This window comes from Natrialba aegyptia DSM 13077 (genome assembly GCF_000337535.1).
Taxonomy (GTDB): Archaea; Halobacteriota; Halobacteria; order Halobacteriales; family Natrialbaceae; genus Natrialba; species Natrialba aegyptia.
Genome location: NZ_AOIP01000012.1, coordinates 90,872 through 103,605, shown reverse-complemented (window position 1 = coordinate 103,605; position 12,734 = coordinate 90,872). Strand labels below are relative to the sequence as shown.

Here is a 12,734-nt window from a genome sequence, read left to right as displayed (position 1 = left end):
CATCAGAGATGTGTATAAGAGACAGGTTCAACACCGACCTCCAGCACACGATCGAGACGCGCAACCTGATCGACGTCGCAGAGACGATCGCACTCGGCGCACTCGTGCGAAACGAGTTCCGCGGCGCACACTGGCGACAGGAGAACCAGATCCGCGACGACGAGAACTGGCTCAAACACACGCTCGTCTCCTGGGACGACGGTGCGCCCGATATCTTCTACCGCCCGGTCATTCTCGAGGGCCAGGATAAAACCTACGAGCCGAAAGAGCGCAGTTACTGACGCCTCTCTGCGGTTCTGCTCGCGGCCGATTCTTCGAACTCGGTTCCCCGTGTTCCGTTCTCCCGTTTTCCCGCTCTCGACACCCACCAACCACCAGAGCTAAGGCACCCGCCAGGCTATCCTGGGCCGGTATGTTGCTGTCGGGGACCGTCGTCGCCGACGCCGACACCGTGATTCCGGACGGTGCCGTCGTCGTCGAGGACGACATCATCGTTGCCGTTGGAGACCGTTCGACGTGTCGCGACCAGTATCCGGACCACGAGCACCACGCCTGTGACGTGCTCGTGCCGGGCACGGTCGGCGGACACGTTCACTCCGTCCAGAGTCTCGGTCGCGGCATCGCCGACGACACCGAACTGCTCGAATGGCTCTCCGAGTACGTCCTCCCGATGGAGGCCTCCCTCTCGGCCGACGGGATGCGCGCCGCCGCCGAACTGGGGTATCTCGAACTGATCGAAAGCGGGACGACGACCTGCATTGACCACCTCTCCGTCGCCCACGCCGACGAAGCCTTCGAGGCCGCCCGCGAGTTCGGTATCCGCGGACGGCTCGGGAAGGTACTGATGGACAAGGATTCACCGGCCGGGCTGCTCGAAGACACCGACGCGGCACTCGAGGAGAGCGAACGGCTCATTCAGCGGTATCACGGCGTCGACGACGGCCGCATTCAGTACGCCGTGACGCCCCGATTTGCCGTGAGCTGTACCGAGGCGTGTCTCCGCGGCGCGAGAGAACTCGCGGACGCCTACGAGGGGGTGACGATCCACACGCACGCGAGCGAGAATCGCGGCGAGATCGAAACCGTCGAGGACGAAACCGGCAAGCGAAATATCCACTGGCTCGACGAGGTCGGGCTGACCGGGGAGGATGTTGTGCTCGCCCACTGCGTCTGGACCAACGAGGAAGAACGCGAGGTGCTCGCGGAGACGGGGACCAACGTCACCTACTGTCCGTCGTCGAATATGAAACTCGCGAGCGGAATCGCACCGGTGCTCGACTACCTGGACCGCGGGATCAACGTCGCGCTGGGGAACGACGGGCCGCCGTGTAACAACACGCTCGACCCGTTCACGGAGATGCGACAGGCCAGTTTGCTCCAGAAGGTCGACCACCTCGATTCCGAGGCGCTGCCGGCTAAGACAGTGTTCGAGATGGCAACGGTCAACGGTGCGCAGGCGGCCGGCTTCGACCGCGTCGGGAAACTCCGCGAGGGCTGGAAGGCGGACATCGTCGGTCTCGAGACGGACATCACTCGCGCGACCCCGCTTCACGACGTCCTCTCACACCTCACGTTCGCCGCTCACGGAGACGACGTGCAGTTCACGATGGTCGATGGGAAGGTCCTCATGCAGGACGGCGAGGTACTCGTCGCCGACGCTGACGCGATCAGGGATCGAGCCCGCGAGTTCGCGGCCGAGATGGATGTTACTGCGTGACGAATAGTCATTCGACAGTCGACGTGAACTAGCGCCAGAAACCGAGTCGAGAACGCCGAGGCTGAGGCCGGTTGCGGTAACGATGTTGTAGCCGAGAGAGATCTCGACGGTGCCCACGAAACCGGGGAGTTCGGGCGGGGCCGGAATCGGTACGTCGATCAGTGCGAAGAACGCGCCGGTGAGTGTACCGATGAGCAGTCCCAGAACGACGAGTTGGCAGTCAATACCGAGGAGGGCGCAGGAAGCGACAAAAACACGCTGGCTTGCGTTCGACCCACCGTGTTCTCCGTCGACGCGATATCCCCCGTTCTCGTCCTACGCCTTTCGACGAACGACGATACTCAATTTTAATATCGTCGAACAAGGGATGGTGTAGTATGCAACTCAGCGAACGACCGACGGCAGATGTCTCGATCCCGGACGAGTTCGATTCGGCCCAGGCGAAAGTCGTCTATCTCTATTTGCACGTCTGGCCGGAATCGACGGCTGACGACCTCTGTGCGGCATTGAGTATCAACAAGGGGACCGTTCTTTCGATCATCCGGACGCTTCGCAAGCGCGGCTACGTCGAACGGGATGAGGGCCAGTATCGGCTCTGTTGACGGCTATAACTGGCAGTGGGAGGAAACCGGTCGCTGATGCGATCGGGGAAGCGTCTAGAGTTCGATCCGCTCGACCAACTGGTCGTGGTTCTCGTTCGTGTTGACCGCGACGATACGGATCTCGTCCTCCAGCCCCGAGTCGCGGAGTTTCGCCTTGAGGAGGTTGTCCACCTGATAGACGCCGGCGGCGTTGGTCATCGCGATTTCGACCATCACCGGACTGGTTTCGCCTTCGTAGAGCGAAACGCGGCTGATCGCCTGACTCGAGAGCGTGTTGATCCCGCGACCGCCGTGTTCGTAGGGGATGCGCGAGCGGCCGCTTTCCATGTCCAGCGCGTCGGCGACGCGGATGATGCCGGCCTCGGTCGTCAGCGGCGTCTCGGCCGTGTGGTGACAGAGGATCGCGTGCAGAATCTCCCCCTTCATGCGGACCTGTTCGGCGAGTTCGTAGAACTCGGGGAGGATCCGGTCGAGAATGTCGGCAGCGAGCGGGATCGAGTAGTAGACGTGTTCGTCCCGATGGACGACGTGGCCGATGTCGTGCAGCGTCGCCGCGAGGGCGATGATCACCGATTCGTCCGCCTCCGCGAGTCCTTGCTGGCGTGCGCCGTTGAAGTCGACGTTGCCCGCTTTGAGGAGGTCGTACAGACAGAGCGCGCGATTGCGAACGATCTCGATGTGCTTCCGACCGTGATCGTTGTAGCGCATCCGATCGACGGCATTGACGTTCTGGGCCTCGAGATACGTCTGGATCTCCTCGTCTTCTTCGATGCGTTCGAGGACGGCGTTCAGTTTCTCGTCCGGGAAGTTGTGCTCGCTCTCGGGAACGTAGACACGGCTTCCGTTATCGTCACCAGCAGTATCGCTCATACCATCCACGTCGGTTGCAGGCTAAAAAAGCGCTACGCCGGTTGCCGATTCGGTGACGACGCGCTTAGGCGACGTCCTCGACAGCCGCCTCAACCTCCGCGTATTCCGGTTCGACGCCCGGATCGTCGCTGACCCAGGAATACGTAATTTCGCCGTCTGCATCGACCACGAACACCGAGCGCTTGGCGACGCCGTAGACGCCAAGGTCGTCGAAGTCCATCTCGATACCGTACTCGTCGATGATCTCCTTGTTGAAGTCACTGATCAGGCCGAACTCGAGGTCGTTCTGCGCGCGGAACTCGTTAAGCGCAAACGGCGAGTCACGGCTGACTCCGTAAACCGACGCGTCGAGTTCATCGAAAGCAGCGAGCCGATCCTGGAACGTACACATTTCTTCGGTGCAGACGCCCGTGAACGCACCGGGGAAGAACGCAAGGACGATCGGTGCCTCCGCGCCGAGTTCATCCGAGAGACTGAACTCGTCGACGTCGCCGTTTGCGAGCGGTGCGGTAAAGTCGGGTGCGGCATCACCAGTTGCTGGCATCGTTACCACCTTACGTACAGGCAGGAAAGACAGTTTCGTTCGCGGACCGAACCCGCGTGGCGGATCGTGACGAGTTCAGTGAGAGACCGTTCGTGTGGATCATCCGCTTTCTCGCCAGTACAGCACTGAACGGGACTGTAGAGGGCTGCTCACTGACTCTCAGTTCCTTCCGACCGGCTGCTCGGGCGATTCACCGGACAAAACACGTTGTGAATACTGGCGGTGGTCGCTGGCTGAACTCGTCGGAGAGTGACCTGTTGGCGGTCCCTGCAGGACTGCGAGGTCCAAAAAGGTTATAATTGCCAGCGGGTAAGCCACGCATAGAGATGGTAGCCGAAATCGCACCGCTGTTCGCTCCTGTTCCAGGGGGCCCAGAACTACTGATCATCCTTTTCATCGCCATTCTGCTGTTCGGGGCGAACAAGATCCCGCAACTAGCACGCTCGACCGGCGAGGCCATGGGCGAGTTCCAGAAGGGGCGTGAGAAGGTCGAAACAGAACTCGAAGAAATGCGCGACGGTGACTTCGAGGGCGACCTCGACGACGAGGACGACGATTTCGTCGACACGGAGCCGGTCACCACCGAAGACGACGAGACGGAAACCAGCACAGACACCACGACCAACTAACCGTCTTTTGCGGGGCGTGTGGCCTAGCGGAGAGGGCAGGAGGTTCCTAACCTTCTGATCGTGGGTTCGAATCCCGCCACGCCCGTGCAGCGAGCCACGTAGTGACGAGTGAACCGGCGTGGCGGGATTCCTGAACCCTGCAAGTCGCAGCGCCGAGCGAAGCGAGGTGATCGTCTTGCTCCGGTTCGAATCCCGCCCGTGTTACTGCGAGCGCTAGCGAGCGGGTTCTCAAGCGTGGTTCGAATCCCGCCACGCCTAGTCTCTACAAAGTGACTACATACCGTGCGAGTGAAACGCCGATTCTACAGACAGCTCGGTCTCGAGTACGAACCCAACCACCTCGATCAGCGGCTCTCACGGCGTCTCTGCCGAGCCGGCCAACCGAGTTCACCTCCGACTCCGACTGTTCGCGCCGACGCAACGGTCCTTCACCGTGCGGTCCAGCCACCGTCGACCGCCAGACACGACCCCGTGACGTAACTCGCCGCTGAACTCGCGAGGAAGACGACGGGGCCGGCGATCTCTTCCGGATCGGCGAACCGATCGAGTGGAGTTCGATCGAGGATCGATTGGCGGAGGCGGTCGTTCGACTCGAGTTCGGTGGTCAGGTCGGTCGAGACGTAGCCGGGGGCGACGGCGTTGACGCGGACGTCGGGGGCCCAGTCGAGTGCGAGGCTCTTCGTGAGTCCGACCAGGCCGTGTTTGGAGGCGACGTAGGGATGCTGGCGCGGGAGGCCGACGAGTCCGCCGACGCTGGCGACGTTGACGACTGCGCCGCCGTCGTTTTCGTGGAGGGATTGGGCTGCGGCGGTTGTCACCTCGTAGGCACCGGTGAGGTTGACGCCGAGCGTCCGCTCGAAATCCGCGGTCGAGACGTCTTCGGGTCGGCCGAGTGCGTCGTCGGGGTTGAAGCCGGCGTTGTTGACGACGACATCGACGCCGCCGAACTCGGCTTCGGCTCGGTCGACGGCGTCCGCAACGGCGTTTGGATCGGTAACGTCTGCGGTAACGGGAAGGGCGTCGCCGCCGTCGGCGACGATTTCCTGAGCGACTGCTTCGAGTTCAGGTGTCGAGCGAGCGGCGGGGACGACGGCGGCGCCAGCGGTTGCGAGTTCGAGTGCGACGGCGCGGCCGATGCCGCGGCTCCCGCCGGTAACCAGTGCGACGGTGTCGTCGAGATCGAACGGGGTTGTCATGGGGTCTCGTTTGTAGTCCTGTGCGGGGCGTATATCAAACTGGCTTCGGATCCGAAGTGGGCAATCGTCCCTGAATACATACGATATATAATAATTGTGTGGGGGAGATATGCTCGCGAGTTCCGAACGGAGGCAACTGAATCGCAGTACGTGTTGATTCCTTGACTTCCCAAGTTATCAGATATGGTAATGAGCGGATGAATTTTTTGAAGGGTGACTGAGAGGGTAGGTGCAATGGCTATTGACGAAGCCGACCAACCGGATGCAAAACAGGCGTCTGCGGCTGGGGCGTCCGCATCTGGGTCGGGGGACGTGGACTCCGACGAGTCGGATGCCGGTTCGGGATCCGGCGTTCGTGTCGGCGAGTATACGTGGGCGGATTTTATGGAGGAGTATGGGTACGGGGACGAGGTTTCGACGCTCTATTCGGCTGTGCGGGACACCGACGAGCCGACGGATCAACTCGGTCTCGACACCGACGAGAAACCGGAGCCGGCGGTTCCCTCGGGCGGGGACTGGGATCGCGTTTCGTTCGATCCGGAGCCGTATCTCGGCTACCAGCCCGAGGAGTTAGTCGACCGGGTATTGCCGATCGCCGGATCGAACGCCGACGCTCTCGAGACGCCGTTCTTGGAGTACGTCGACCCGGAGACGACGCCCGTCGTCAAGGACGTCTGGACCTGGGAGCACTACAAGTGGGAGTACTACTACGACGAAGACGGAAACCGGCCCCGCGATGACGAGGGTGACATCGTTCGCCACGACAAAGAAGAAGCCCTCGGCTTCGATCCCGACACGCTCGAGGATCGGCTCTCGATCGCCGACGATATCGCGATGGAACTCGACGACGTCGTCGAGGAACGGACCGTCAACATCCAGGAGGACATCGACGAGGACGAGTTCTTCTCGACCGCGGCCGGGAACACGACGGTCAGCAATCGCTACGACCTCGAGAAGACGGTGCCGATGGAGAAGAAGACGCACTTCCGGGAGGTCGAGCGCTACTGGGTGAACAAACCCTACGCCTTCGTCGTCGTCTTCCACTCCGAGAAGGAAAACGAGAAGAAATACTACATGGTCGAGCCGTACCTGAACGAGATCGAGGTGGAACTCCAGGAGTTCCTCTCGGGCAAACTCAGGAAGGCGATCAAGTACTCCGATGACGGCGTCAAGGAGAAGGCAAACGAGGACGGCCGCCGGGTCGTCATCGAGGACGAAACACGACAGTTGTTAAAGCGCTACGACCTCTTCGAGAAGCAGTCGGGGAGCAAGAAAGCGGGGCTTCTGGAGACCGTCCAGACGCTGCTGGACGATGATGACGATGCCGATACAGACGAAGACGAAGATGAAGACGAGGAGACGGCGGACGACGTAGCCCTCTCCCAGAACCAACTCGAGGGCATCGAGGTCCGTCCGGAACCGATCCTCCTCGCCGAGGACCCGGACACGCTAAACGAGTACCAGGTCGAGAAGCTCCTGTACTTCCTCAAACGGAACTTCATCGGCTACGAGCGCATCGACGGGATCAAACACGACATCAACGTCGAGGACATCTCCGTCGACGGCTACAACTCGCCCGTCTTCGTTTATCACTCCGAGTACGAGCAGATCATCTCGAACATCTACCACGGTAAGGATGAACTCGACGACTTCGTCGTCAAACTCGCCCAGCGATCGGGCAAGGGCATCAGTAAACGGCTGCCGCAGGTCGACGCGACGCTGCCGGACGGCTCGCGTGCGCAACTGACGCTCGGTCAGGAGGTGTCCGATCACGGGACGAACTACACCATCCGTCAGTTCAAGGACGTGCCGTTTACCCCGATCGACCTCATCAACTGGAACACCTTCAGCTTGGACGAGATGGCGTTCCTCTGGCTCGCCATCGAGAACCACAAGAGCCTGATCTTCGCCGGGGGTACCGCATCCGGGAAGACGACCTCCCTCAACGCGGTCTCGCTGTTCATCCCGAGCAGCGCAAAGATCGTCTCGATCGAGGACACACGCGAGGTCGAACTGCCACAGCGTAACTGGATTGCAAGCGTCACTCGCCCCTCGTTCGCCGACGACGAGCAGGGCGACGTCGACGAGTTCGATCTGCTCGAAGCCGCCCTCCGCCAACGGCCTGACTACATCGTGATGGGCGAGATCCGCGGTGAGGAGGGGCGGACGCTGTTCCAGGTCATGTCGACGGGACACACGACCTACACCACGTTCCACGCGGACTCCGTCGACGAGGTGTTAAAGCGATTCACGACGGACCCGATCAACGTCTCGAAGACGATGTTCACCGCCCTGGACCTGGTCTCGATCCAGACCCAGACCCGAGTCCAGGGCCGGAAGGTCCGCCGGAACAAGTCGCTCACGGAGATCAACCACTACGAGGCCGAACACGACGAGATCAACGTTCAAGACGTCTACCAGTGGCAGGCCGAAACGGACGAGTTCCTCAAGATGGGGGACTCGAACACCTTAGAGGAGATCCAGTTCGACCGCGGCTGGAGCACGGAGAAACTCGAGGAGGAACTGTTCAAACGCGAGGTCATCCTCGCCTATCTCATCAAGAACGGTCTCAACACCTACGCCGAGGTCGCCGCGACGGTCCAGGCGTTCATCAACGATCCCGATACAATCCTGACGCTCATCGCGAACGGCCAACTCGAGGAGAGCCTCGACGACCTCCGGGAGATGGAAAGCGTCCTGATCGACGTCGACCAGGAGAAAGAAGAACTCGTTCCGCGCCCGGATTCGACCTCCGAAACGTACAATCTCTCGATGGACCTCCTCGAGCGAGCCGAGGAGTCGCTGTTCGAAGACTATCGTGGGAAGGTGCCGAGCGGTCTCGCGAGCGCACTGGGAGAAGTCGCCGACGAAGACCCGATCGAAGTCGACGGAACGGACGACGAGTTCGACTTCGAGAGCGGTATCGAGGACGGCATCGCGGAGGAGTGGACGTTCGGCGACGGCGCGACCGACTTTGCGGATACGGCGGCGACGATGGCGATGGGCGCGGACGACGACGAACCGGACTGGTTCGCAGAGACGGACAGCAGCGGGTTTGGTATCGAGGCGACGACCGCCGAGACGACCGCTGGCAGTGGTGCCAGTGCGGGCACCGGTGACGGGGCTAGTGCGGACACCGGAGCGGCCGATTCCGGTGTCAGCCCCGGAACTGAGACCGGCACCGGCACCAGCACCGGAACCGACACGACGACTGAACCCGCGTCTGCGAACTCGACATCCCCCGAGATAGACAGCCTGGAGACGGCGGACGAGTTCGCTGCGGGCGAAGCGCCGGCCTGGAGCGATGGAACTGCCGGAGCAACGGAGTCCGGTTCCGGAGAGACGAGTGACGTTACCGTCTTCCCGTCCGACGATGCCGACGGTGATCTGGGCGGTCTCTTCGACGACATGGGCGAGACGCTCGATGAACTCGAATCGGCGACTGCGGGTGCGGAGTCAGGGGATCGGACCGTCGATACAACCGCGACGGATGAGGTGTTCGCCGGCGACGAGTTCGATGATGTGTTCGATCCAGATCCGGGTTCGGGTTCGGGTCCGGGTCCGGATTCGGATTCGGATTCGAGTTCGGAGTCGATGGACGACTCGGCAGGTGGCGAAACCAACGAGGCGTCGTCACAATCGCCGAGCGGATCGGCCGATCCGAGTGGAGCCGAGGGCGGCCGCCGGACTACCGACGAGTCGGTAACGGAGCCGAACGCGCAGTCAGGGTCAGGGTCAGGGTCAGGGTCAGGGCCAGGGCCAGGGTCAGCGTCTGCGGAGGCCGACCAAACAGCCGCTGACTCGACTGCTGCCGACGAGGAGACAGAATCGGGGCAGCCGACGGTTCCCGAAAGCGCCGTTCCGTCGATCGAACTCGGCTCTGGGACACCGGTCGAAGAGCGAGGGCCTGGACCGACGACGGATGTTTCGACGGGGTCGCCCGATTCGGCGTCAGATCAGGACCGGTCAGACGAGTACGAACACGAGGCGACTGCAGACCCTGGGCCAGATTCCGAGTCCAATCCCGGTCCAGATCCGTCAGCGCCGTCTTCGACCCCTGATAACGGAACGGAGGACGATCAAACAGGCGATGCAGGTGACACAGGCGACGTGGTGACGTTCGACGAGTCGACGATCGAATCAGCCGCTGACGCGGGTGCGGACACGGGTACAGACACCGACGCAGACACGGACAGTGAGAGGGAGAGGGCCGTAGAGACGGGAGACCGAACCGCTGATCCGAGCGCGAACGAGACCGGCGACACATCGAACTCGATCTTCGGCGAGCAATCGGAGTCGGTCTTTAGCGACGACGAGGACGATAGTCGCGCCGATTCCGGCGGCGAGTCGATGTTTGATGCAGAACGGACGACCGAATCCGACTCGAGTATTTTCGCCGCCGAGGACGAGACGAGTGCCGATGCGGACGACGAGACACCGACTGAACCCGCCAGCCAAACCGACGAAGACGAGGCGAGCGACGAATGAGCCTGCAAACCGATACGGGCGACTCCGAAAGTGTTGCCGGCGGATCCGATATCCTCGGTGAAACGTTCTATCCGCTGTATAGCCGTCTCTTCGGCGAGGACAGCGAGTTCGTCGCCGACGTCGAGACGAAACTCGCCCAGGCCCGGATGACCGACACAGTTGAACTCTATCTCTCTCGCGCGCTCGGCATCGGGTTCATCAGCGGCCTTGCACTGTGGCTGATTGGTCTCACACTCGGGTATACGCTCTTTGCGACCGGGCTGATCGCCGTCGATACCATCATCGGGTTCCCCGTCGGGAACGATACGCTACTCGCGATTATCGAGGCGCTCCGAGTGCCGGCGCTCGTCTTCATCACCGGAATCATATTCGGGACGATCGGCTTTGCACTCGGCTTTGGCTCGCTCACTGCGATCCCGTACTCGCGCGCGTCGGCACGCAAGCGCGAGATCAACATGTTGCTGACCGACTCCGTCTCGTTCATGTACGCGCTGTCGGTCGGCGGACTAAACCAACTCGAGATCATCGACGCGATGGCCCAGGCCGACGACACCTACGGCGAGGTCGCAAAGGAGTTCCAGAGCATCGTCAAGGAAACCGAGTACTTCGACGTCGACTACCGGACCGCGATCCGCACTCAGGCGATCGAAACGCCGAGTGACGAACTCTCGCAGTTCCTGACAGATATGCTCTCGATCGTCAACAGCGGCGGCGACATGGAGAGTTTCCTCGAAGACAAGAAGGAAAAGCACATGCGCACGGCCAAGCAGGAACAGGAACTCACCCTCGAGACGCTCGAACTCTTCGGGGAGATGTACATGACGCTGTCGCTGTTTCCGCTCTTGCTCATCATCATCATGGTCGTGATGCAGATGATCCCACAGGCGGATGTCACCAATAACATGCTGTACATGACCGTCTACGGGCTGATTCCGCTTACCGGGGTCGGGTTCCTCATACTGGTCTCGACGGTCAAACACGACGAGCCCGGCGACGGCTACCTCTCGAATGCGACCGGCAACAGATACGTCGAGAGCAAGGCGGAACAGGGACTGCTCAATCTCGGTCTCGTCGAACAGTTCACCGGCGAGCACAGCGTCTTCGATCGGATCAAGAACCGCGAGGGAACCCACGAAACGATAGAGGTCCTAAAGCGACCGCACATCTTCTTCAGGGACAACCCGCTGTACACGGTCGCGCTTACGATCCCACTGGCGCTTGTCGTCGTGACGACGGCGATGATGACCGGTTCCGCACCGCTCTCGTGGAGCGCCCTGCTCGATAACGTCATCTGGGGAACCGTCATCTACGTCTACATTCCGTTCTATATCGTTGCGATTCCGCTCTCGATCTTCCGCGAGTGGAACGTCCGCCACCGAAATACCGTCGTCAACACGCTCTCGGAAGACCTACGGAAACTCTCGAGTGCGAACGATACTGGTCTCACACTCCTCGAATCGTTCAAGTCCGTCGCCGACACGACGAGTGGCAAACTCGCCCGCGAGTTCGAACTCATGCACACGAAAGTCAACTACGGGACGAGTCTGAAGTCGGCGCTCATCGAGTTCAACAACAAGTACCACATTCCGCGACTCGCCCGGACGACCCGGCTCATCACGGAGGCACAGGAGGCCTCGAACCAGATTACGGACGTGCTCCGGACGGCCGCAAGCGCGAGCGAAAACCACGACGACATCGAACGCGAGCGCAAGTCCCGCACGCGGATGCAGGTCGTCATCATCATCATGACGTTCCTGACCGTCCTCGCTGTCATTGCGATCCTCAAGACGCAGTTCATCGATACGATGGCCGGTCTCGAAACCAACAGCGGCGGTGCCGGCGAGGCCAACAGTGAACTCGCACAGGCCGACCTGAGCGACAATATCCAGATCGATATGCTGTCGGCGCTGTTTTTCCACGCGGTGACGCTGCAGGGGATCATCTCCGGATTCATCTGTGGCTATATCCGCGATGCGGACGTACTGAGCGGGCTCAAATACGCGATCATCCTAGTGACGATCGCCCTTCTCGGCTGGACGATGGTGGCCTGACATGCGCGGGAAACGGACAGAGACGAGTTCGATCGAGGCTGAAACGAGAACGCGAACTGGAACTGGAATCGGAACCGAAACAGGAACCGAAACCGGAATCGAACGCCGGTCTCTAACCCGCGGACGGCGTGGACAGACCACGCAAGACTTCGTGGTCGGGATCGGGATCTTCATCCTGGCGATGGCGTTCGTGTTCTCGTTTCTCCCCTCGCTGATCACGCCGTTCGATTCGTCGGCCGGCGGTGCGGAGATCGCACAGGCCGACCGAATCGCAGACCAGGTCGTCACAAACCTCTCCGAGAGTGATCGGCCGAACGAGATCAATGCCAGCGAGTTCGAAGACCGCTATGCGGGACACTCGGCCGCGGAGTTGCGAACTGAACTCGGATTGCGTGCGAGTGAGAACGGGGGTGAAACGGTGGCTTTCGACCGGGTAAACGTAAGCGTTGAGACGCTTACCGATGGACCACCCGACGAACAGTACGTGAACTCGACGGCACTGGCTGCCGGAGAGACGTACAACAATCAGTCAGCAGCAAGTGCCGCGAGAATCGTTACGGTGGCCGATGAAGAGGGGATCCTCGACGACGGTGACTGTGAGCCAGCGTGCAGACTCGTCGTGAGGACGTGGTGACCG

Annotated in this window: 9 protein-coding genes, 1 tRNA gene and 2 pseudogenes; 8 read left to right on the top strand and 4 right to left on the bottom strand. The window is 61.2% G+C overall.

The genetic code is table 11. The features are described 5' to 3' along the window. Together C480_RS02880 and C480_RS02875 are read left to right on the top strand one after the other, a co-directional pair. Positions 1–281, top strand: a pseudogene (locus C480_RS02880) (FAD-binding protein); the annotation flags it as partial. Between the two features lie 131 nt (positions 282–412). Continuing rightward, complete coding sequence (locus C480_RS02875) at positions 413–1,717, top strand: 5'-deoxyadenosine deaminase (RefSeq protein ID WP_006664115.1); 1,305 nt, start codon at positions 413–415, stop codon at positions 1,715–1,717. A 39-nt stretch (positions 1,718–1,756) separates the two neighbouring features. Here the strand turns inward: C480_RS02875 and C480_RS22005 are convergent. Beyond that, positions 1,757–1,942, bottom strand: a pseudogene (locus tag C480_RS22005) (XapX domain-containing protein); the annotation flags it as partial. A 152-nt stretch (positions 1,943–2,094) separates the two neighbouring features. On the opposite strand from C480_RS22005, the gene C480_RS02870 reads away from it, so the two are divergent. Continuing rightward, on the top strand, positions 2,095–2,319 hold the full coding sequence (locus C480_RS02870) for a helix-turn-helix domain-containing protein (RefSeq protein ID WP_006664114.1): 225 nt from the start codon (positions 2,095–2,097) through the stop codon (positions 2,317–2,319). A gap of 54 nt (positions 2,320–2,373) precedes the next feature. Here the strand turns inward: C480_RS02870 and C480_RS02865 are convergent, their stop codons facing one another. After that, positions 2,374–3,189 (bottom strand): HD domain-containing protein, encoded by an 816-nt coding sequence (locus C480_RS02865; RefSeq protein WP_006664113.1) that lies wholly within the window; start codon positions 3,187–3,189, stop codon positions 2,374–2,376. Positions 3,190–3,253: 64 nt separating this feature from the next. Next, on the bottom strand, positions 3,254–3,733 hold the full coding sequence (locus C480_RS02860; RefSeq protein WP_006664112.1) for a redoxin domain-containing protein: 480 nt from the start codon (positions 3,731–3,733) through the stop codon (positions 3,254–3,256). A 326-nt stretch (positions 3,734–4,059) separates the two neighbouring features. On the opposite strand from C480_RS02860, the gene tatA reads away from it, so the two are divergent. Continuing rightward, positions 4,060–4,362, top strand: a complete 303-nt coding sequence (gene tatA, locus C480_RS02855) for a twin-arginine translocase TatA/TatE family subunit (RefSeq protein WP_006664111.1) — start codon at positions 4,060–4,062, stop codon at positions 4,360–4,362. Between the two features lie 12 nt (positions 4,363–4,374). After that, a tRNA-Arg gene (locus tag C480_RS02850) sits at positions 4,375–4,447 on the top strand. Positions 4,448–4,790: 343 nt separating this feature from the next. Here C480_RS02850 and C480_RS02845 read toward each other — a convergent pair. Then, on the bottom strand, positions 4,791–5,558 hold the full coding sequence (locus C480_RS02845) for an SDR family NAD(P)-dependent oxidoreductase (RefSeq protein WP_006664110.1): 768 nt from the start codon (positions 5,556–5,558) through the stop codon (positions 4,791–4,793). A gap of 234 nt (positions 5,559–5,792) precedes the next feature. Here C480_RS02845 and C480_RS02840 point away from each other — a divergent pair, with 234 nt between their 5' ends. From C480_RS02840 to C480_RS02830, 3 genes are read left to right on the top strand one after another with little or no spacing between them, the layout of a single operon-like run. Further along, a complete protein-coding gene (locus C480_RS02840) occupies positions 5,793–10,046 on the top strand; it encodes an ATPase, T2SS/T4P/T4SS family (protein WP_049903114.1) in 4,254 nt (1,417 codons plus the stop codon). After that, positions 10,043–12,097 (top strand): type II secretion system F family protein, encoded by a 2,055-nt coding sequence (locus C480_RS02835; RefSeq protein WP_006664108.1) that lies wholly within the window; start codon positions 10,043–10,045, stop codon positions 12,095–12,097. Before C480_RS02840 ends, C480_RS02835 begins: the two co-directional genes overlap by 4 nt. A gap of 1 nt (position 12,098) precedes the next feature. After that, on the top strand, positions 12,099–12,731 hold the full coding sequence (locus C480_RS02830; protein WP_006664107.1) for a DUF7287 family protein: 633 nt from the start codon (positions 12,099–12,101) through the stop codon (positions 12,729–12,731). Positions 12,732–12,734 lie beyond the last annotated feature (3 nt).